At 37.2% G+C, this 22,260-nt stretch carries 19 protein-coding genes and 1 tRNA gene; 9 read left to right on the top strand and 11 right to left on the bottom strand.

All coding sequences use genetic code 11. The features are described from left to right. Nucleotides 1-119 precede the first annotated feature (119 nt). From AC4GZ8_RS09805 to queG, 4 genes are all read right to left on the bottom strand, one after another. A complete protein-coding gene (locus AC4GZ8_RS09805) occupies nucleotides 120-2,015 on the bottom strand; it encodes a PrkA family serine protein kinase (RefSeq protein ID WP_491081672.1) in 1,896 nt (631 codons plus the stop codon). Between the two features lie 398 nt (nucleotides 2,016-2,413). Then, nucleotides 2,414-2,896, bottom strand: coding sequence for a tRNA (uridine(34)/cytosine(34)/5-carboxymethylaminomethyluridine(34)-2'-O)-methyltransferase TrmL (trmL, locus tag AC4GZ8_RS09800; RefSeq protein WP_491081671.1), 483 nt, complete (start codon nucleotides 2,894-2,896; stop codon nucleotides 2,414-2,416). 339 nt (nucleotides 2,897-3,235) lie between these two features. Then, on the bottom strand, nucleotides 3,236-4,132 hold the full coding sequence (locus AC4GZ8_RS09795; RefSeq protein ID WP_491081670.1) for an amidase domain-containing protein: 897 nt from the start codon (nucleotides 4,130-4,132) through the stop codon (nucleotides 3,236-3,238). A gap of 511 nt (nucleotides 4,133-4,643) precedes the next feature. After that, a complete protein-coding gene (gene queG, locus AC4GZ8_RS09790) occupies nucleotides 4,644-5,789 on the bottom strand; it encodes a tRNA epoxyqueuosine(34) reductase QueG (protein WP_491081907.1) in 1,146 nt (381 codons plus the stop codon). A 98-nt stretch (nucleotides 5,790-5,887) separates the two neighbouring features. Between queG and AC4GZ8_RS09785 the strand changes: the two genes are divergently transcribed. Beyond that, the gene (locus AC4GZ8_RS09785) at nucleotides 5,888-6,553 is read left to right on the top strand and encodes a B3/B4 domain-containing protein (RefSeq protein ID WP_491081669.1); all 666 of its coding nucleotides are present in this window, start codon (nucleotides 5,888-5,890) and stop codon (nucleotides 6,551-6,553) included. 111 nt (nucleotides 6,554-6,664) lie between these two features. Here the strand turns inward: AC4GZ8_RS09785 and AC4GZ8_RS09780 are convergent. Beyond that, a tRNA-Gly gene (locus AC4GZ8_RS09780) sits at nucleotides 6,665-6,738 on the bottom strand. A 376-nt stretch (nucleotides 6,739-7,114) separates the two neighbouring features. On the opposite strand from AC4GZ8_RS09780, the gene AC4GZ8_RS09775 reads away from it, so the two are divergent. Further along, nucleotides 7,115-7,318 carry a hypothetical protein gene (locus tag AC4GZ8_RS09775; protein ID WP_491081668.1) on the top strand — a complete coding sequence of 68 codons (204 nt, stop codon included), beginning with the start codon at nucleotides 7,115-7,117 and terminating at the stop codon, nucleotides 7,316-7,318. Between the two features lie 100 nt (nucleotides 7,319-7,418). Here the strand turns inward: AC4GZ8_RS09775 and AC4GZ8_RS09770 are convergent, their stop codons facing one another. Continuing rightward, on the bottom strand, nucleotides 7,419-7,880 hold the full coding sequence (locus AC4GZ8_RS09770; RefSeq protein ID WP_491081667.1) for a hypothetical protein: 462 nt from the start codon (nucleotides 7,878-7,880) through the stop codon (nucleotides 7,419-7,421). Between the two features lie 422 nt (nucleotides 7,881-8,302). On the opposite strand from AC4GZ8_RS09770, the gene manA reads away from it, so the two are divergent. Together manA and AC4GZ8_RS09760 are read left to right on the top strand one after the other, a co-directional pair. Continuing rightward, nucleotides 8,303-9,253 (top strand): mannose-6-phosphate isomerase, class I, encoded by a 951-nt coding sequence (gene manA, locus AC4GZ8_RS09765; RefSeq protein ID WP_491081666.1) that lies wholly within the window; start codon nucleotides 8,303-8,305, stop codon nucleotides 9,251-9,253. A gap of 127 nt (nucleotides 9,254-9,380) precedes the next feature. Next, complete coding sequence (locus AC4GZ8_RS09760) at nucleotides 9,381-9,749, top strand: hypothetical protein (RefSeq protein WP_491081665.1); 369 nt, start codon at nucleotides 9,381-9,383, stop codon at nucleotides 9,747-9,749. A gap of 83 nt (nucleotides 9,750-9,832) precedes the next feature. On the opposite strand, the gene AC4GZ8_RS09755 is transcribed toward AC4GZ8_RS09760, so the two are convergent. Continuing rightward, the gene (locus tag AC4GZ8_RS09755) at nucleotides 9,833-10,102 is read right to left on the bottom strand and encodes a hypothetical protein (RefSeq protein ID WP_491081664.1); all 270 of its coding nucleotides are present in this window, start codon (nucleotides 10,100-10,102) and stop codon (nucleotides 9,833-9,835) included. Between the two features lie 551 nt (nucleotides 10,103-10,653). On the opposite strand from AC4GZ8_RS09755, the gene AC4GZ8_RS09750 reads away from it, so the two are divergent. Next, the gene (locus AC4GZ8_RS09750) at nucleotides 10,654-12,261 is read left to right on the top strand and encodes an MDR family MFS transporter (protein WP_491081663.1); all 1,608 of its coding nucleotides are present in this window, start codon (nucleotides 10,654-10,656) and stop codon (nucleotides 12,259-12,261) included. Between the two features lie 63 nt (nucleotides 12,262-12,324). Here the strand turns inward: AC4GZ8_RS09750 and AC4GZ8_RS09745 are convergent, their stop codons facing one another. Further along, a complete protein-coding gene (locus tag AC4GZ8_RS09745; protein WP_491081662.1) occupies nucleotides 12,325-12,984 on the bottom strand; it encodes a hypothetical protein in 660 nt (219 codons plus the stop codon). A gap of 205 nt (nucleotides 12,985-13,189) precedes the next feature. Further along, nucleotides 13,190-14,314 carry an ROK family transcriptional regulator gene (locus AC4GZ8_RS09740; protein ID WP_491081661.1) on the bottom strand — a complete coding sequence of 375 codons (1,125 nt, stop codon included), beginning with the start codon at nucleotides 14,312-14,314 and terminating at the stop codon, nucleotides 13,190-13,192. A gap of 222 nt (nucleotides 14,315-14,536) precedes the next feature. On the opposite strand from AC4GZ8_RS09740, the gene AC4GZ8_RS09735 reads away from it, so the two are divergent. From AC4GZ8_RS09735 to AC4GZ8_RS09720, 4 genes are all read left to right on the top strand, one after another. Next, on the top strand, nucleotides 14,537-15,313 hold the full coding sequence (locus tag AC4GZ8_RS09735) for an SDR family oxidoreductase (protein ID WP_491081660.1): 777 nt from the start codon (nucleotides 14,537-14,539) through the stop codon (nucleotides 15,311-15,313). Between the two features lie 38 nt (nucleotides 15,314-15,351). Further along, a complete protein-coding gene (locus AC4GZ8_RS09730) occupies nucleotides 15,352-16,875 on the top strand; it encodes an FGGY-family carbohydrate kinase (protein ID WP_491081659.1) in 1,524 nt (507 codons plus the stop codon). Between the two features lie 38 nt (nucleotides 16,876-16,913). Further along, a complete protein-coding gene (locus AC4GZ8_RS09725) occupies nucleotides 16,914-18,260 on the top strand; it encodes a glycoside-pentoside-hexuronide (GPH):cation symporter (RefSeq protein WP_491081658.1) in 1,347 nt (448 codons plus the stop codon). Nucleotides 18,261-18,466: 206 nt separating this feature from the next. Next, nucleotides 18,467-19,267, top strand: coding sequence for a GNAT family N-acetyltransferase (locus AC4GZ8_RS09720; protein WP_491081657.1), 801 nt, complete (start codon nucleotides 18,467-18,469; stop codon nucleotides 19,265-19,267). A gap of 182 nt (nucleotides 19,268-19,449) precedes the next feature. Here the strand turns inward: AC4GZ8_RS09720 and AC4GZ8_RS09715 are convergent, their stop codons facing one another. Next, the gene (locus AC4GZ8_RS09715; RefSeq protein WP_491081656.1) at nucleotides 19,450-21,117 is read right to left on the bottom strand and encodes an ABC transporter substrate-binding protein; all 1,668 of its coding nucleotides are present in this window, start codon (nucleotides 21,115-21,117) and stop codon (nucleotides 19,450-19,452) included. Between the two features lie 222 nt (nucleotides 21,118-21,339). Beyond that, on the bottom strand, nucleotides 21,340-22,257 hold the full coding sequence (locus AC4GZ8_RS09710) for a carbohydrate ABC transporter permease (RefSeq protein ID WP_491081655.1): 918 nt from the start codon (nucleotides 22,255-22,257) through the stop codon (nucleotides 21,340-21,342). Between the last annotated feature and the right edge of the window lie 3 nt (nucleotides 22,258-22,260).

The following is a 22,260-nucleotide window of genomic DNA, read 5'->3' as shown; positions in this document are numbered from 1 at the left end:
ATTTTTTAATATGCAAAGTTGTTTTTTTCCATCAAGATTCATTGTCTACCAATCCCTCTTTCCAACTCTTAAAGACAAAAAAGCTGACAATAAAATGCCAGCCGTAATGGTCATGTGCTTTATCTATTTAATAAGCTTCCTACATAACGGAGCAATTCATTAGCAGACGTTGAGTTGTAACCGTGCTCATCAATGAGGCGTGCGACAACTTCGTTAATTTTCTTAAGCTGTTGCTCGTCTGGTGTTTTCGATGAGGTTGTAATTTTCACCACATCTTTTAGATCTGCAAATAGTTTCTTTTGAATAGCTTCACGTAAACGTTCATGTGAATTGTAGTCAAATCTCTTTCCTTTTCTAGCATAAGCCGAAATTCGGATCAGGATTTCTTCACGGAATGCTTTCTTAGCATTTTCTGAAATACCAATTTGCTCCTCAATTGATCTCATTAATTTTTCATCTGGATTCATTTCTTCACCAGTTAATGGATCGCGGAGTTTGTTTTTATTACAATACGCTTCCACATTGTCTAAATAGTTATCCATAAGTGTTTTAGCGGATTCTTCATACGAATAAACAAATGCTTTTTGAACTTCTTTTTTTGCCATGTCATCATAAAGCTGACGAGCAACTGAAATAAAGTTTAAGTATCTTTCACGATCTTCAGTTGAGATTGAGGCATGCTGATCAAGACCTTCTTTTAATGCTCTTAATACGTCCAGAGCGTTGATAGATGGTACTTCTTTACGAATGATTGTCGAAGAAATACGGTTAATCACATAACGCGGGTCTATACCAGACATTCCCTCATCATTGTATTCCTTTCTAAGCTCATTTACATCAACTGAGTTAAACCCTTCTACACTTTCACCATCATACAATCTCATTTTTTTCACAAGATCGATGTCTCCGCGCTTTGGTTCCTTTAAACGAGTTAAGATTGTAAACATTGCTGCCACCTTCAGAGTGTGCGGGGCAATATGAACATCTGATACATCACTTTCTCCGATCATTTTTTCGTAAATGCGCTCTTCTTCTGTGACCTTCAGATTGTATGGAACTGGCATAACAATAATCCGAGAGTGAAGAGCCTCATTCTTTTTATTGGAAATAAAAGAACGATATTCGGTTTCATTCGTGTGAGCAACAATGAGTTCATCTGCAGATATTAGGGCAAAACGACCTGCTTTGAAATTTCCTTCCTGTGTAAGCGAAAGTAAATGCCATAAAAATTTCTCATCACATTTTAACATCTCTTGGAATTCCATCATCCCACGGTTCGCTTTGTTCAGCTCTCCATCAAAACGGTATGCACGTGGGTCAGATTCTGAACCATATTCTGCTATTGTTGAGAAGTCAATACTACCTGTTAAGTCAGCAATATCCTGTGATTTTGGATCTGAAGGACTGAATGTACCAATCCCGGTCCGTTTATCCTCTGATAGGAATACCCGTTCAACTCGAACATCTTCAATACGCCCGCCGTACTCTTGTTCTAATCTCATCACATTTAGAGGTGATAGGTTACCTTCAATTCTGATTCCATATTCTTGATAGAAATCCTCTCGTAAATGATGTGGAATCAAATGAAGCGGATCTTCATGCATTGGACAGCCTTTAATGGCATACACAGCACCGCGATCTGTTAAAGAATAAGATTCTAGTCCTCTTTTCAACATGGTTACCAATGTTGATTTACCACCACTTACTGGTCCCATTAAAAGTAAAATTCTCTTTCTTACATCTAGACGTTTTGCTGCAGGATGAAAATATTCCTCCACTAATCTTTCAAGTGCATCTTCTAATCCATATAGCTGATGATCAAAAAACTTATACTTACGTTTCCCATCAACCTCTTCAATCCCAGCATCTTTTATCATATTGTAAACCCTGGAATGTGCTGATTGGGCAACCCACGGTTTTTCTTTTACAATATCCAAATATTCTACGAAGGTTCCTTCCCACTTTAAGCGCTGTTCATCTTCCCTGTACTTTTCAATTTTTTTTAAGATATCCATAAGGACCTCCTTCATCATTGGTCGTACTTGAAACTAACTCGTGCAGATTAATACACTTTATGCGAGGATGTCCTTTAACATTCATCATTGGAAGGAAAAAGTTCAGTGAAAAAAATGGATACGCATTCACATCAACTTCTGATTGCGTTATAATAATACTAGCTATTAGAGGGAAACTATACATAATAGGTCCTTCATGTTGCCCTTAACCTGAACAATTCAAGGAGGTAAACCAATGGGTTTCATTCTAATTCTAGGTGTTAGCTTAGCATTCCTTACGGCTATTTTTACAGCTGGCTATGAGTCAAAGCCAGGCGTAAAAAAATAATGAACACAAATAGGGAGATTCACTTGTCTGACCTTTTTTAAAGATCAAACAAATGAATCTCCTTTATTTTTTAAGATAGTCCAGGATAATTTTGTTGTCTTAATGCTTCATAAATTAGGATTGCAGCAGTGTTTGATAGGTTTAATGAACGGACATGCTCTGTCATTGGAAGACGTAAGCATTTATCCATATTTGCTTGTATTAAATCTTTCGGCAACCCTGTTGTTTCCCTTCCAAAAACAAAGAAATAATCCTTCTCTACATCACTGTAATCAAACGTTGTATGTGGTTGTTGACCGAATTTTGTTAGGAAGAAAAACTTGCCTGATGCGTATTTTTCAAACAATTCATCAAGTGAATCATGGTATACCACATTAACAAATTCCCAATAATCTAATCCAGCTCTTTTTAACATCTTATCATCTGTTGAAAAGCCTAACGGACGAATTAAATGTAATGTTGTATTTGTTGCAGCACAAGAACGTGCAATATTCCCAGTGTTTGCTGGAATCTCTGGTTGATATAGTACGACATGTAAAGCCAATTTATTCACCTCATCTGATTCTATTAGAAAAGCGGAAGTGCCTGTTTAGCGACGTATGAACTGGAGCACTCCGTATGAGATACAGCGAGACTTTCATTAGAGATGTTTTTTCCTCTAATGAATAGCGAGACTTATCCGACTCCACTTCTAAAAGCAGTTCACTTTATCTCCCCCTTAATGTCAGGAAAAGGAAACACGAAGAGCGCTAGCGATTCGATGTTGACTTATCGTAAGAAGGAGGGTGAAGTTCACTAGTCGCTGGGCACTGTAGCTAGACACAAATCTAAGTACAAAAATTAATAGTGTCTTTGCACTCTAGATATTTATCCACTAGACATTATACCATTGTTACTTCGAACTGGTATCATCGAGAATCCGAAAAAATGCATATTTAATATTCGGCGTATATGCAGTGGAATCCTCATAGGCCCAATAGCGCATTCGACTATTATAAGTTTGTGCATTTACTAGCGGCATATTCTCTTCATCCTTAGCTACAACAAATGTAGTATGATCAAAACGCCCATCACCTTGAAAGTCATAGCAAATCACATCTCCAGGCATAAGCTGATCAGGAGATTGAACGGTTTCTGCCCTCAAACCTGTTTTAGAATTTGACAAAAAGATCTTCATAGAATGCGCAACAGCCCAGCTGTAGCTCCAATTATTTGATTGCATCCACCAACCGTTTGACCGATTAGGATACCCCCTCATCTTCGCTCCACCAGCATGCAAGCATTGAGAGATAAAATTCGTACAGTTTACATCAAAGTTTTTGTATGCAGGATTTTGACTGTTCCACCACCGCTCAGCATATTGTACAGCAGCCAAGCGATCATAAAGAAAGTCTGATCCCTTATTTCTCGCGTCATCTGACAATGGAACATCTTGAACTTCCTTATCTCCTTCAGACGTTAAAAGTTGATCGTCAACAAGCTCATCATGATAAAAGCTAGCTTTTCGGTATTCGATTCTTTCTTCAAGATAAAAGAAATCCTTTTGCTTATTTAACCATTTATTGTGGCATGCATATGTAGCTTCCTTTAAGTGTTCGGTTCTTTTGTCTAGATTGATAATTTGGATCTTTGAGCTTCCTTTAATAATTTCCGTTTTCCTTTTTTGAGCAGATTGAAGCTTCCTCTCCATGGCTTGCAGTTCCTGATCGTTTCGTTGATTTTTTATATATTTAGCATTTATGAGCATTTGTAATTTCGCTTCATTTATCTCTGTGAGAATTTGTTTCATTTTTGGTCACCACCATATCCCGTATTTATTACAGGATATGAGGACACCATTTGAAAATAGTCATGTTTCTTATAGAAAAGCGCAAGTGCCTTGATCATCGCCGTACAAACTAAGAGGAGCATCCACTGAGATAAAGCGAGACTTCCATTAGGGGTTTTATCCTAATGGATAGCGGGACTGATCGGACTTTTACCGGGTGGTGAGCTTTCTCCTTGCTGCGCGCCTGTGGGATCTCACCTGTCCCGCTGCTCACCTGTCTTGCTCCAGCGCCTAGCCCCTCTAGGGTCTAGCCAATTTAGAATTGAAGGCAAAAAACGCCTTCTATTATCAATCGTCTTATTTGCCCTAGGCTGACCAAGGCGCTTCCGCATATCTAACAGGAGTCTCGCACCTGCCGCTCCAATCAACCTAAACTGTTTTTTAAAAGATCCTATTTAAAAATAAACGTTAGAAAAGAGCCTCCTAAAAACAAAATAAGGTGGAATATCTACATCAAATAGAGTATTCCACCTTACGTATTAGTTTTTTCAGCTAGAAATGATAAACCTTTTTGAATTTCTTGTTTTGCTTGGTCATCTTGTTCTTTTTCGTAGGCCTTTCTTAATTCAGGTTCTGTATTGGTGTCGCCAATCTTTCCAATTGCCCATGCTGCTGTACCTCTTATAACAGGTCTTGGATCGTTGTGCATGACGTGAATTAAATCATCTAGGGCTGTCGTATCTTTAAAATGTGCAAGAGCTAAAATCGCATTTCGCTGCAAAGGTTTTTTGCCTCTCCATGAACCCGAGATATGGCCAAATTTCTCCTTAAATTCACGATTACTAATCGTTAATAACGGCTTCAACTTTGGTTTCGCAATTTCAGGATCCGGCTCCATTTCTTCGTGAAAATGAAAATCCTTTCCTTTATTTTTCGGACAAACAGTTTGACATGTGTCACACCCATATATTCGGTTACCGATTTTTGTCCGATATTGTTCAGGAAGAAACCCTTTTGTTTGAGTAAGAAACGCAATACATTTTGTTGAATCAAGCTGTCCACCTTGAACAAGCGCACCTGTTGGACAAACATCAAGGCATTTTGTACAGCTTCCACATTGATCCTCTATCGGTTGATCCGGAGGGAATGGTATATTTGTAATCATTTCTCCTAAATACACATAAGAACCAAATTCAGGTGTAATGATCGAACAGTTTTTTCCGCTCCAGCCAATACCTGCTCTTTCAGCAACAGCACGGTCAGAAAGTTCCCCTGTATCCACCATTGATTTTACCTGTACTTCAGGTAATTTCTCCTTTAAAAAGGCTTCTAATTTTGTTAAACGATCACGTAATACATCATGATAATCTTTTCCCCATGAAGCTCGGCAAAAAATTCCCCGCCTGTCTTCTTTAGTACTTCTAGGAGCATTTTTCATTTTCGAAGGATAGGCCAGAGCAATGGATATAATCGAGCTTGCTTTCGGTAAAAGCTTGATTGGATTCACACGTTTTTCGATGTCTGGCTCTTCAAAACCTGATTGGTAGCCTAGTTCCTGCTGTGTCACTAAACGCTGTTTTAGTTCTTCAAACATATCTGCAGAAGTAAACCCAATTTTATCAATTCCAATTTCTTTACTATATTCAATTACTTCTTTTTTTAATTTTTCTATCGCTATATTCATTGCCCTTCCCCTCCTTTATTAAGACTTATTTACAGAAACATCCACTTACACTATGGTAAAATAACTAGACTAAGTTGTGGAGGTATAAAATGATGGATATTATCGTTCAGGACCAATTAAAACAACTCATTCCTGATTTTAAAGTTGGTATTGTACATTATCAAGATATCCAAGTAGGTGACTCCCCGCAAATGTTGAAAGGAAGATTACAATTGTTCCAAGAATCGCTTTTCTTTGATTTCGAGGATAAAAAAGTCACAGAGATCCCAGGAATTAGTGAATGGCGAAAAATCTTTAAAACGATAGGAACAGACCCTAACCGATATCGTCCATCAAATGAGGCACTATATCGGCGTGTGCAAAAACAACAATTTCTTCATCCTGTTAATTCTGCTGTTGACTTGAATAATTTTCTATCTCTTCAATATCGCATTCCACTAGGAATTTATGATCTAGACAAGCTTTCGGGTCATGTGACAATCAGAATTGGTTCAGATGAGGATTCCTACCTAGCGATTAACGAACGGGAAGTTCATTTATCTAAAAAACTTCTGTCATCTGATAACGAAGGAGCCTTTGGCAGCCCTTATGTTGATTCAAAAAGGTCTGCTGTTACACCAACTGCCACACAAGCACTACATATTATTTACTTACAACCTTCAATGGATCATGAAGAATCTGATCAACTTTTACAAGCATTATCTACTATGTTTACACAAATACATGGCGGTACAGCTTCTTATCAGATCTATAAATAAGAAACAAAGGAACTCCCTTTAAGCGGCGAGTTCTTTTTTATCTGCATAAATAAAAAACGCAATGCATCGTTTATCTAAGAAACGAGACACTGCGTTGCAAGCAATATGTAATGGAGCGGGTGAAGGGAATCGAACCCTCATCATCAGCTTGGAAGGCTGAGGTTTTACCACTAAACTACACCCGCAAAACACGTTATTAATTATAACAAATATCTTTTCAAAAAACAAGATGAATTTTGAAGGTATTTGTCGAAATAAGTCGACATCAGTCGGAAAAAGTTACTTAATTAGTATATATGCTGTACTGAGAATAATCAAGGGGTTTTTATTAATTTATTTCCTTTTTCTTAATTTTTATTCATTTTTCCTTTCTACAAATTTATGTTTTATTAGACAATTTTTACAGATCGCTAACATGGCTTCATATGAAACCTCGAAATGAAATGTAAATGACCACCTTTTTTTTATCATTGAAAACATTGGTGTAAACTCTATACACTTTCCAATTTTTTGTAAATGAATTAAAATAAAAGAAAAGTTTAATAGAAAGGAAGAAACCCTATGCGTGAAGTTTATTCAAACATTTTGTTAATTGCGGGCTGGCTATTTTTAACCTTTAGTTTTTATCTATTCTTATGGGCATTTATTGAGATAAACTCACTCTATATTGGTACTTTTCTTCTAATTCTTGGATTATTTTCACTATTCATTTCAAGCAGAATTGGAGAGCATCCAGGAAATATGTTCTCTCCTTTCACAAGATAAGGTCTAATATGAAAAATTGAAAAAGGATCTCCAATGAAGATCCTTTTGTGCTTGCCAAATCATTTATTCCTTTATGTACAATATCTATATAAATAATGAATTAGTTCATTCCTTCAAGTTTACGTACCCATTTATAAAATTTTGAGACCAACATTAATAAGAAAGGATCTACAAATGCGGAATGCCATATGCTCCACCACCCATAATGAAAATAACCCCATGGTTCTGGCAGCATAGCTATCATTTCATAAATAAGCATGAATAGTACCCAATAAAAATAATACATCACACGTTTTCGTAATGTTGATCCAAAAGGATACCAATTTAAAAACATCATATTTACAGGTGGAATCAGCAAGGTAAGTGCAGGAAGAGAAGTCCAATCCACTCCTTTTTCAAAATACCAATAAGCTGAATATTTACAGTCAATGTACAAATCGACAATCCCCTGCAAAGCAATCGTAAAAAGCCAGATATGTAAAATTTGATTTTTTGTAAGGCGTTTATTCGTTTTGAAGGCAATAAAATTATAAATAATAATGGCAATTACAAGTCCGATCATGTAAAAAATTCCTTTTTTTGATTAGCTTCCCTTATTTTCATTTAATTATCCTTGCTAGTTGATTAAAAGACATTAATAAATACTTTTTAGTTTACCTCATGTGCTTTTAGATACTGAAAAAAGGTATTTTCTCTAAGCACTTATCCTTCTTCATGAAAAGAATCTATTTGTTTTGAATATAAAAACGACCTCAACCTTTCATTAGAGTAGTTTTGTTTTGCAAGATACATATCAAATTTATACAAAATTTGCTAGAATAATAAACATAAATAAACCCCATAAAATTTGGCGACTGGAAATGGCTTTTCGGAAAAGTTAGTAGACTAACACCTTCCGTATAGAGAGAAGATTACCCATGGTAATAGATACATTTTACTAAGTATTGAAAGCGCTTGCTAAAAACAATCTAGGAGGCTATGAACTTGAGTTATAATGAACCATTGTTTTTTAATCCTATTTTCAAAGAACGCATTTGGGGTGGATCGAAGCTTGCCAGCTTCAATTATGAAATCCCTTCCAATACAACTGGTGAATGCTGGGCTATTTCTGCACATCCAAATGGACAAAGTATCGTAAAAAATGGCCGTTATAAAGGTTTAACATTAGGTGAGCTATGGGAAAACCACAAGCACTTGTTTGGAAATATAGAAGGTGATCGTTTTCCACTATTAACAAAAATACTTGATGCTAAACAAGATCTTTCCGTACAAGTCCACCCTAATGATCATTATGCCAATAAGTATGAAAATGGTGAGCTAGGTAAAACCGAATGCTGGTATATTGTAGATTGTGAAGATGATGCGGAAATTATTTATGGACATCATGCTAATTCAAAAGCAGATTTAACGAGTATGATTCAAAATGACCAATGGGATCATCTTCTCCGTCGCGTTAAAATAAAACCGGGTGATTTCTTCTTTGTACCAAGCGGAACGATTCACGCTATAGGAGCTGGCACCATTATATTAGAAACACAACAGAACTCAGATACAACCTATCGTGTTTTTGATTTTAATCGAAAAGATGCTAAAGGAAATTTACGTGAACTCCATATCCAAAAAAGCATCGAAGTAACAGAAACACCATCCTCACACACAGACGTCTTACCATTCACACAACATATAGATGATGCAGAAGTGACAACATTTATAGAATGTCCATATTTTACTGTTCAAAAATGGTGTTTGAAGGGCCAAGTAACACACACCCTGCAAAAACCGTTTAAGTTAGTAAGTGTCATTGCTGGTGAAGGACAACTCATTCACCAGGAGACTTCCTATTCATTTAAAAAAGGTGACCATTTTCTATTACCAGATGGGTTTGGTGAATATACCCTGAAAGGTCAAGCCGACTTAATTGCATCCTATCTCTAAACCATTTTCGAATCTCATTTTTCGTTAATTTAAACTTTAGCCCATCATTCCTAAATACATTCCCAATTCTCTTGATTACCACATATAGTACAGAGAAAAGCATTTAACATTTGGGAAGGATGGTAGCATGAGATATAGAAATGAACGCTATGGATTTGGTGGTGGATTTGGAACCCCTGTTCCTGCTGACTATAAGTATCCGGGAGCAGGATATGGCTATAATGTTGGTCAAGGCTATCCTGTAAAAGGATATAAAGCCCCGGGTCCAGGTTTTGGCGGTATAGGCTATGGAAGCGGATATCCTGGTACCGGTTATGGATATGGGCCAGGATTTGGAGGTCCTGGTTTCGGAGGTCCTGGTTTCGGAGGTCCTGGTTTTGGAGCTTATGCATTTAATCCGCTTACGACAGGCCTTTTAGGCTTTGGGGCAGGTCTTCTTGGCGGAGCATTCCTGACTAATAACGGTCCATTCCGTGGTTACTATTACTATAGATAATTCATATGTATTTAACTGCTTGAGACGCTTGACTTTCAGTTATCGTCAAATCACTGATAGCAAGCGGTTCTCAGCAGTTTTTATTAAAAAAATCGAATCATACTGATAATGACTGCCCCGATACTAATCCCTGTCGCAATAATCCACTTTACTAGCTGCAAATGGCTTTTGACGATTTTGCTGTCAATCTCTTCTTGTGAAGCAATCTTTTTTTCTATAAATATTTTGTCCACGACAACTCTTACGTCATTTTCATCAAGATGATTCGAATGAAACTCCTCTAAATGCGCAAGTTGCTGTTCTAATTCAATGATCCTTTGTTCAAGCTCCCATAACCTCTCTGTGTCCTTCATACTTTCCATCCTTCTCTAGCTTTTCTATTATGTTATTCAAGTATTCGAAAAAGGAATGAGCTAGTGTATTAATTCAAAATCATCACAATTGAAATGTACGGAACAAAAGCGCAAGCGCCTTGAAAAGCCTAAGGCAAATAAGACGATTTAGAATAGAAGGCGTTCTTTGCCTTCAATTCTAAATTGGCTTATGACCTCGAGATAGTCAAAATCGCGACGTCCTGTCGCATTGACTACACTTGCACGTCCTGTGCTTCGGGGCTAGGCGCTGGAGGTGGATGCCAACACTTATCCACAGTACAAGAATTTTATAAATTCTTAAGCAACGAAAAATATTGTTGACTTCGTGAACAATCTCTTCTAATATCAGAATGCCAAGGTTGTCACTATTAGTAAATTTTGTCAGAGATGCATGCATACATACTTGTTGATTAAAACACAATCTAATAGCATCCTCTGCATTTTTTAGGAGAATCTAAAACCATCACATCTAAGAATTCACTTAATGCACTGCACCCTATATCAAATATAGAAAAAAGAGGAGGAATGTTATGGAACATTTGGAACATAGACAAAAGGTTCTGATCATGATTGCCATTATGTCTGCGATGTTTTTCGCTGCTGTGAATATGACAATTGTTGGTACAGCTTTGCCAAAAATCGTATCTCAAATTGGCGGAATGGAGTACTTTGACTGGGTATTCACCGTCTATATGTTAACTTCTACGATTACTGCGATGTTAGTTGGTAAACTTTCTGATATTTATGGAAGAAAAATCTTTATTTTAATAGGTATCGGTATTTTTATGACCGGTGCATTTTTATGTGGTACATCTGACAACATCATCCAACTTATTCTGTACCGCGGTCTTCAAGGATTTGGCGGAGGAATGATAATGTCATCTGCGTTTACAACTGTTGGCGATTTATTTAGCCCTCGTGAAAGAGGAAGATGGCAAGGATTACTCGGTGCTATGTTCGGTTTGTCTAGCTTATTTGGGCCAACCCTAGGCGGCTATATTGTCGATAACTTCGATTGGCATTGGATCTTTTGGGTGTTCCTGCCAATTGGTTTCTTCGCGTTCGCTTTAATCTTAAAATTATATCCATCACAAAAGGCAAAGGAAAAGGAACCTATCGATTTTCTTGGTTCTATTACCCTAACTATTACGATCGTCTCGTTATTATTAGGTTTTACATGGGCTGGAGATAAGTTTGAATGGGCTTCTTTTCAAATCATTGGCTTATTTGGTTTGACGCTTATTTCACTAATTGCGTTTATTTTTATTGAACTAAAAGCAAAAAGTCCTGTTTTACCACTATATCTTTTTAAGAACAGCGTATTCACTGTTTCAAATATAGCGGGGATGCTAATGGGGATGGGAATGTTCGGAACCATTATGTATGTTCCGTTTTACGTTCAAGGAGTGCAAGGCGAATCAGCAACTGTTTCAGGTCTTGTTGAAATGGTTATGACGATCTTCATGGTGATCTCAAGTATCGTTGTTGGTAATTTAATTACGAAAACAGGTAAATATAAAATTTTTGCCTTACTAGGTTTGATCGTCATGGCAGTCGGACTCATTTTGAATTCAACTTTACAAGTGGAGTCCTCCTTAACAAGATTGATCATCCAACTTATTGTTGTCGGAATTGGTCTTGGTGTAAATATGCCTGTCTTTAACATTACTGTTCAAAACGCAGTAAGTCATAAGTATCTTGGAGTGGCAACCTCCGCTATGCAAACATTCAGGCAAATCGGCGGAACAATCGGGGTTGCATTACTTGGCTCTGTTATGGGGAACAAGATGGCAAATGAGCTTTCGGCATCCTCTCAAGGAGAAAATATTCCATCTCCACCGCCAGAAATGGCAGAGACGATGTCACAACTGCAAAATCCACAGGTTTTAATGGATTCCGAGCAATTAGAAAGGATTCGTACAGAATTACCTTCTGACATGACACCGTTCTTTGAACAATTTATCCAGATTCTAAAAGAAGCATTAAACACCTCACTCACAACGGTATTTATTGTGAGTGCTGCAATTATAGGATTAGCCTTTATTGTGACTCTTTTCTTAAAGGAAATCCCTCTTAAAACAACAAACAATGATGAGGAAGAAACCGAAGAAAAGAAAGTTGAGGCTGTTAGATCTTAACTAGTAAAAGAGGATGTGCATGAAGCACATCCTCTACTTATCTACCAAATTAAAAAATTGTATTTATTCCTCAGGTATCTCAACTTCTGAGGCTTTTTCAAGCTCAGCCTGTAATTCGGCTTCACTTTTGACCTCTTCATCTTCTTCTTTTTGAGTGAACACTTGGTCCCAATCTTCTTTAGGGTCGAACATCCCCTCTTCAAGAGTATAATTATTCAAGATAACATGAAGTTCAAGAAGCGTCTTGTATACATGATAGATATTCTTCTGACTCTCTACAGGACTTGAAGCTTGGTTAATCCGAATTAATACCTGTAACAAATCTTGGCTTAAAGAATCATTAGAATTTACTTGTTCAGGTAAAAGCTCATCAATTTCAACTGCTCGCTGATGGAGTTCTTCCTTTACACTTTCTGTAACCCAGCTATCCGAGTAATTATCTTGTGGTCCATTTTTTCTAGCGTTTTTAAAATAACTACCGTTGACAATTTGCTGGAAATATTCGAATTGATTGGCTACAAGTTCTTTAGCATCTTCTTCTGAAACAGCCTCTGTTGCTTCCGATGCCTTGTCCACTTCAGCGAGTGTCTCTACGTCCGCCCCTGTCGAACCTTGAGCCTGCTCTGCAGCTAACTCCCCATTATCTTTAGAAGGATTTAACAAATACAAACTAACACCAATTATTATGATAGCAATAGATCCTAGTATGATTTTATTTCTCAATTTTTGACATCCTTTCTAATGACCCTTCGTATATCGTAATACATTTGGAAGAAAAATCAACTGTTTTACTGAAATGTTTTATTAGTTGTAAGAATTAAAATATTACTGTAAAAGTCCTTTATCTTCATAACAAAAAGACTTCAACATGATAGTCGAAGCCTTTTTTAATAGGATATGATTGAGCGAAAACACATTAATCATCCATTTAAATACTATTTAAAAACGCCTGAATAAATGGTATGGCTGCACCTATGGGAACCCCATTTCCAGGTGAACGACTGATATGGATAAAAGGATCTTTACTTGGAAAAGCTGTTCTTTCATTGACTTTTTTATGGAGACGGTCAATATCACTTTGTTGTAAATACGGAGAAATATGTCCGCCTAAAATAAATTCTCTGTTAATGACAAGGTGAATATTGTTGATGGAATAGGCAAGAGAATCTAAAAACGCCTCCCATCTTTCAACATAGGAAAGTTCTTCTGAACGTAGTTGTTGAAAGAAAAAATCTAAGGATTCACCTTCTTCTATAAGTGCATTAACTGAGCAGTAGGTCTCCATACATCCTTTCTTTCCGCAATAACAAGATGGACCATTCGGATCTATTGTCATATGTTCAACCGTGCCACTATGACCTTCTTTTCCCATTTCGATTTGATTATTTATAATAATGGCTCCTCCAAGATGCATACCAATCGACAAATAGACAGCGTCCCCAATATCATTTCTCATCCAAAGCTCTGTTGTTGCAGCCCCCTTCGCATCATGGACAAACATACAAGGGTAATCAAGATATTGCGAAAAAACGGAAATATCCAACCCTGTACAATTCAGTATTTTTCCGTACGTAATGCTGTGTCCATCTATTGAAGTGAGGGCTTGTACAGCAAAGCCAATTCCAAGAACCTGCTCCTTTGTTACATCAAGGGAATGGATAAAGGTTTGTACTGCTTGGCTAAGCTCTTTGTAATAGACCTCTTCATTCGAAAAAGCAAGTGATAGTTCTGTTTGCTCAAATGGATCACCAAGCAGATTTATCGCTAACATTCTTACTGTCTTTTTTTGAATCTCTACCCCAATGCTAATCCGAGCCTTTGGACATATTGCATACGCTGTTGCTCTCCTGCCAACAGATGATTCAAACTGCCCACTTTTCTCTATCAAGTTTTCTTTCTCTAAGCGAACCAAATTCTGAGTTACAGTCGGTAAACTCAAATGAAGCAGATTCGCAATTTCTTGTTTAGAGAGTTTCCCATTTTGATAAATGAGATGGTAAATCGATGAATAATTACCTTTTTTTATATCTTTAAGTGTGATGCTCTGATCCATGAAAATACCTCATTATACAAAATATTTTTATAAAAATACTTTCTTTAATTTTGTTTAAAATATATCACACGGGTTCATACAAAAACAACTTTGGCAAGATGTATCTTGTCATTTTTTATTTTGTTCGTATTGACGCCAAAAGAAAAAGCCTATATTATATAAATTAATTTTATAAAGTGTTTTTACAAAATGATTTTATATAAGTTGAGAGGGGCAATTAAAATGGGTATTATTGAAAAAATGCGATTAGATGGAAAGAAGATTTTTGTCACTGGAGGCGCAAGAGGTATTGGTAAAAGTGTAGCAACTGCTTTTGCTGAAGCTGGAGCAGATTTAGCGATTGTAGACTTGGATATTGAAGAAGCCGTTAAAACAGCTGCCGAACTGGAAAAAAACAATCAAATTAAAGCGATTGCAATTCAAGCAGATGTAACGAAGCCTGAAGATGTTGACAACATGATCGAAAAAATCCTTGATACTTTTGGTCGTTTAGATGTTGCCTTCTGTAATGCAGGAATTTGTATGAATATTCCCGCTGAAGAAATGACCTTTGATCAATGGAAGAAAGTGATCGATATTAACTTAACGGGAGTCTTTTTAACGGCACAAGCAGCAGGAAAAGTCATGCTAAAGCAAGGTGGCGGATCGATTATTAACACTGCTTCAATGTCAGGACATATTGTGAATGTTCCTCAACCGCAATGCTCCTATAATGCTTCTAAAGCAGGTGTTATTCAACTAACAAAATCACTTGCTGTTGAATGGGCTCAAAGAAATGTACGAGTGAACTGTATCAGTCCAGGATATATCGGAACAGAACTTACATTAAATTCCCCTAGCTTACAACCTTTGATTGAGCAGTGGAATGAAATGGCACCGCTTAAACGAATGGGTAAACCAGAAGAGCTTCAATCTATTTGTGTATATCTTGCAGGAGACACAAGCAGCTTTACGACAGGTTCTGACTTTGTTATAGATGGAGCATTTACGAGTATTTAATAGACCAAAAGAATTGTTGTAAAGGAGACTAACTATCTATGAATTACTTACTTGGAACAGATATCGGAACATCTGGTACTAAAACGATCTTAATGGACACAGATGGCAATCTGATTTCTCAGGATTTACAAGAATACGATGTCTTGACTCCTAAACCATTATGGGCTGAGCAATGGCCTGATGTGTGGTTACATGCAGCGAAAACGTCCATTAAAAATACTGTGCAAAAATCAGGAATTCCAGCAGAAAACATTCGCGGAATTGCCATTAGCGGTCTTTATGGCGGTTCTGGAATTCCACTGGACGAAAACATGGAACCTGTTCGACCTTGTATGATTTGGATGGACCGTAGAGCTGATAAAGAAACAAAGTGGGTGTTAGATCATATTGGCGAAGAAAGGCTGCAAGATATTACTCATAATGGCGCTGACCCCTACTATGGCTATACGAAAATATTATGGATGAAAAACAATGAACCGGAAAACTGGACGAAGACAAGGCTCTTTCTGCCACCAAATGATTATGTCATTTATAAACTGACTGGTGAAATCGCCATTGATTATTCTTCTGCAGGAAACATCGGCGGTATTTTCGATATGAATAACAGAACATGGTCAAAAGAAATGATGGATGAAATGGGAATTCCTCTTTCAATGATGCCGGAAAGAATCGTAGAATCCACTGATATTGTTGGCGGATTAACCAAAGAAGCATCAACAGAACTAGGTTTATCTGAAGGAATGCCAGTCATTGCAAGCGGGATCGACTGTGGTGCCGCCAATATAGGTCTCGGTGTCTTTGAATCTGGTATTTATGCAGCAGCAATTGGTACCTCTATGTGTGCAGCCTTAATATCTGATCAACCAGTAAAAGGAAAGGATTTGATCGTTTGGCCTTATCTTTATGATGCTAAAAGATTGTCCTATTATTTTGCAGGTGGTGCAACAGCAGGAGCGATTGTGAAATGGTTCCGCCAAACAATGTGTCAATTTGAAATAGAAGCAGAAAAAGCTGGCGGAAAAAATGCCTATGATGTGCTAAATGAGCAAGCAGCCAGCATCCCAGCCGGAAGTGAAGGGTTGATTGTCCTGCCATACTTTATGGGAGAAAGAAGTCCAATTTGGGATTCAGATGCAAAAGGAACAATTGTCGGACTCTCACTAGCTCACTCAAAAGCACATATTTATCGAGCATTTTTAGAAGCGGTTGCCTATTCACTCCGTGATGCAATGGAAGCGACAGGAGAAAACCTTGGAGAATATATCCTCCTTGCAGGCGGTGTAACAAAATCAACATTATGGAGACAAATCTTTGCTGATGTGACAGGTTACCCAGTTGTTTGCCCCGTTCATGACGTTGAAGCGAATATGGGTGATGTGATGCTGGCCGGAATTGGAACAGGTCTTCTCTCATATGATGATGTGAAGAAATGGCAGGTATTAGATGAGAAGCTTATGCCAAATAAGCAAAATCATGAAAAATATAATGAGTATTACAAAGTATATAAATCTGTTTATCAACATTTAAAGCAAGATATGAAAATGTTAACAGCTCTCTCTTAACTTTTAAATGTACTTAACGAAAAAGGGATGGGATTTACATGAATAAATGGACAAAAAGAATTGGATATGGAGTTGGCGACTTAGGGTGTAACCTCGTTTTTAGTACAATGGCATCTTACTTAATGTTTTTCTATACTGATGTCTTTGGGATCACAGCCGCTGCTGCAGGTACTTTAATGTTAGTGACAAAAATAGTTGATGCTTTAACAGATACAGGGATGGGAATATTGGTTGACCGAACAAAAACTAGATGGGGACAAGGGCGGCCTTATTTTCTGATTGGAGCCCTTCCTTTCGCTATCTTTACAGTGATGACGTTTATTGTTCCTGATTTCAGTTTGAATGGAAAAATCATCTGGGCATATGTTACGTATACCTTACTATGTACAGCTTATACGGTTGTAAATATACCCTTAAATACAATCGTCCCAAGGTTAACATCAAATCTTCATGAACGAAACGTTTTAGTATCATCGAGAATGGTTTGCGCCTTAATTGGAACCGCTTTAGTAATGTCTATTACAATGCCATTAGTCGAGTTCTTCGGACAAGGAGATACGCAAAAAGGATTTCTAATCACAATGAGTATCTATGGTGTCATTGCGATGCTACTATTTGTTTTTACCTTTATGAATACCAAAGAGGTTATACCCCCCACAGTCCAACCTGGAAAAACCTCTATTAAAGAAGATTTAAAAGGAATGACAGATCAAACATTTATTTTCTTAATTTTAAATTTCCTTTATTTCGCACTATTTGTTATTAGAAATACAACAGTTATTTATTACTTCACCTATAACCTGGGACGCACAGATTGGCTAACATTTGTAGGCTTATTCGGAATTCTATCCGGTCTACCGATGCTACTTTTCTTACCAGCGTTACAGAAGAGAATGTCTAAGAAAAACGTTTTATTATTAAGTACAGCCATTTATATTGTTGGAGACCTTATGATTTATTTCGGAAACTCATCTGCTGTGATGCTTATTGCAGGTCTTGCGATTACAGGGCTAGGCATCTACGGAATCTTTGGTACAGTATTTGCAATCCAACCAGATGTTATTGATTACTCTGAATACAAAAAGAAAAGAAGTATTTCCGGTATGATCGCTGCTTTCCAAGGCTTCTTCGTAAAAGGTAGCATGGGACTTGCTAGTGCTTTTATCGGTCTTCTATTAAGTATTGGTGGGTATGTTCCAAATGCAACTCAAACAGCAACAGCATTGCAATTTATTGAAATAAGCTTTATTTGGACACCATTGGTTCTTTGTGTGCTTATTGGAGTAGCAACATGGTTCTATAAACTTGATGGTGAGCGTAAAGCAATGAGTGAAGAACTTGAACGCCGCCGTGCGGTGTCAGATCAGCAAATTGTTAACCTTTGATTAAGCGATTACATGAAATCCCCCTTCTCAAATAAAAAGGGGGATTTTCTGATTTTAGAGGAGGATTTTCCCTTCCTACCGGCCTTGTGAAATATAAAAATAGGAAAATACTCTAATTCCATCTTCCAAATTCATACTATTTAAAGTAAAATATGGGAAAATTCTTTTTGGTTAGAATTTTCTAACCTTAAGGGGGAGAGTTCATAATGATTAGAAGATTAACGGAAAATGACCATGCCCATTGCTTCCAACTCTTAAAGCAACAACCAGCTGAAAATTTATTTATACTCGGTGATATTGAGGCCTATGGGTATGAACAGGATTTCCAAAAGCTTTGGGGCGATTTTAATGATAATGACGAATTAATTGCTGTTCTACTAAAATATCAAGAAAACTACATCCCCTATGCGAAAGGAGATTTTAACGCTAAAGGATTCGCAGAAATTATGTTAAGTGATCCAGATTTTGCGATGTTGTCTGGTTTAAAAGATGTCACAGAAAAAATAGAACCCTACTTAAGTCATCGTTTAAAAAGAAAAAGACAAACATATTATGCTAAATGTACAAAATTAAATCCCGTTACAACTGATGTAAGTACCACCCTAGTAAAACAAGCAGTACCTGAGGATGCAGAAGAGCTTGTCCAATTATTAAATTCCATTCCTGAATTTAGTGATTCTATCATTACTGTTGAACGCAAGCGCCGTGGATTAGAAGAAGGTGTTTCCCGTTCATTCTTTATTATGGAAAACAAAAAAATAGTATCCACAGCATCCACCGCTGCAGAAAACTCTCTATCAGCCATGGTAGTAGGTGTAGCAACCTTAGAAGCATATAAGAAAAAAGGATATGCGACGCAATGTATGGTAAAGCTTTGCAATCAATTGCTAGAAGAAAATAAAGAATTATGCTTGTTTTATGATAATCCGAGTGCAGGAGCTATTTACAAACGGATTGGATTTGAAGATATCGGTTTTTGGATGATGTATTCGTTTAAGAAAGATTGATTTTCTATCAGGAATGACAATAATGTGTTTTATAAATGTCATCTATCCTATTCTTACTAAAAGGAACTATTAATGAAATCTATCTAATTTAGCCGAATCTAACTACACACAAGATTTTACTCACCTAATAAAAGACGGTACACTGCCTTAAATTAAGTGCAGTATACCGTCCTTATTTTGCTTTAGTTATTCCAAAGCTCAACTCTTTCTTTAATTAATTCTGTACGCATTTTCTCAGCGTCTTTTGCACCTGCTTTATCAATTTCAGCTAAGAAATTGTCATACAGTTTATCAAAATCTGCAGGGTCAGCAAGAATCACTTCCGGAATACGTTTTTTCACGATATCCAATATTCTTTGTTCAATTAATGCTAGTTCCGAGTCACTCGGTACTGTGATGTTGAATGCTGCTCCCCAAGGCTTAACAGGGAACTCATCTTCTTGTGGGTAAAGCTCTTTCCAAGATTCAACTCCATAATTACTTAGGACTTCTTTTTCAACATCAGTATATGAATCCTTGACTTGTTCTGGTGATGCAATCGTATATGTTTGACCTGTTGAATCAACAACTCCATCTCCATATGCAGGAGCAAATCCTTTTAATACACCTACACCTGTTTCTTTCACATAATTTGCATTGTTATTTCTTTCATTCATTTCTTCTTCAGGAATCACTCGTTTTCCATCAACAATTTCATGGTTTTCTCCTTCAATACCCCAGTTTTGTAGGATCTGTCCTTCTTCTGATGCTAGGAAATCAAGGAATTTAATGGCTGCTACAGGGTCTTCTGCATCAACTGAAATCCCAATTCCCCACCCTGCTAAGTAACCAGCGCTTTGGAAGTTTGCATGTTTAATATCTTCGGAAAGTGTTGCAGGGTATAAACCGTACATTCTTTCTGCCTTTCCTTGTTCACGTAATGAACGTTGGGCATCAGCAAATTCCCAGTCGTCATCAATAATCCCTAGTACACGACCTGATGATAGCTTCGCTAAATATTGATCATATTTTTGGACAAAACTTTCAGGGTCAAGTAAACCTTCATCATTCATATGGTTCAACCAACGGAAGTATTCTCTTTCCTCCGGACGTTTATAATGGAACGTTGCTTCATACGTTTTTGGATCCACATAAAACTCACCATCATCTGATGCTCCTGTAGACCAGAAGGCCGGGTTCGTTGTGGAAATCATAATACGCCAATCATCCGCTAAAAGAGATAAACCAAGAGTAGGCTGCCCATCAATTGTTGGATTCGCTTCTTTATACTCTCTGATAGCGTTCTCAAAATCTTTTAACGTTCTAATTTCTGGATATCCCAATTCTTTTACGACTGCATGCTGCAATCCTACGCCATGACTTGGACTAAAATATTCTTGATCAATCGCGGCTGTAGGTAGAATATAGATGCTTTCATCTTCATTACTCCATTTTAAACGACTTAAATACTCTCCATAAATTTTCTTTAAGTTCGGGGCATGTTCTTCAATTAAATCTGTAAGATCGATCAGTGCACCTGCTTCAACAAGTGTACCAGCTCCACCCTTTGGAGCGATTAAATCTGGGTATTCACCACTTGCGACCATTAAAGCGATTTTTTGTGTTCCACCATTTACATCAAATTCCGGCTTTAATGTGACACCTGTTTTTTCTGTTACAATTTTACTAACCGGGCTCTGCATGTCATCCCATTGTGAATGAGGATCAGCACTAAATAATGTAAGCTCTGTTACACCCTCCTTTTTTCCATCGCTCTCTTCTGAGGAAGAATCCTTACTGCTACAGCCTGAAATAACAAGCATTAAACTCAGTAACATAAATAGCATGATGTTCATTGAACGCTTCTTCATAAATGTCCCCCCTAATGTTTTTATCGTTTAAGGAAAATGATCAGTTTATACAAGATAAATCTTCAAGGTTCACCTCCTTAAAATGTGTGAAATCTTTGTTTAGGTTGATTGCGGCTCAGCGCCCGCCCCACGGAAAGCGAGCACCCTGTAGCTGAAATCAACCAGTCCGATACAAATTTTCATCAAAACTAAGTTCACGGCAACCGCTTATTCTTTAGCTATTTAACTCTTCACTGCCCCAATCGTCATCCCTTGGACAAAATACTTCTGAACGAATGGATAAACGACCAAAATTGGTACGATTGTAACCATTGAAATAGCCATTTTAATAGATTCCGGTGATACAACATTCTTCAACTGTTCACCTGATAAGCCTTTCATCGCGTCTGGATCAGTGCTTCCCATTGAAGTGTTTTGGAGGATTTTCATTAGTTCATACTGTAAAGTTGTTAAACTCTCATTCATGCTGTTATATAGATACGTATCAAACCAGGAATTCCAATGGCCAACAGCCACGAATAAAGCAACTGTTGCTAATACCGGTTTACATAATGGCAAAATAATTTTCCAAAAAATCGTAAAATCATTCGCTCCATCAATTTTCGCTGATTCTTGTAAGGAATACGGAAGCCCGTCTATAAACGAACGAACAATGATGATATTAAAGGCATTTACGATGCCTGGAATAATATAAACATAGTAGCTGTTGATTAACCCTAAATCTCTAATTAACATGTATCCAGGAATTAGTCCTCCGGAAAAATACATTGTTAAAACGAGAATGGTAGAGAACAACTTTCTCCCTTGAAAGTCAGGGCGACTTAATGTGTAGGCAACCATTGCAGATGATAGCACACCTAGAACCGTTCCTATGACCGTTCTTGAAGCCGAGTTAATAAACCCGGTAATCAAATTGTCATACTTAAAGATTTCTTTATAGTTATCGAGAGTAAATTCTCTTGGCCAAATATGGACGCCTCCCCTTACAGTATCGACCGATTCATTTAACGAAACAGCCAATACATTTAAGAACGGATAAAGGGTCACGATTGTTATTAAGGTTAAATATACATAAATGAATGTATCAAACATTCGATCATTGAGTTTTGTTCTACTGAATGTTGTCATTTTTCTAGCCATGAT

The sequence above is a fragment of the Metabacillus sp. RB-C-LZQ-3-1 genome (assembly GCF_058315175.1).
The sequence above is the reverse complement of the archived record's forward strand: the minus strand, read 5'-3'. Positions and strand labels throughout refer to the sequence as shown.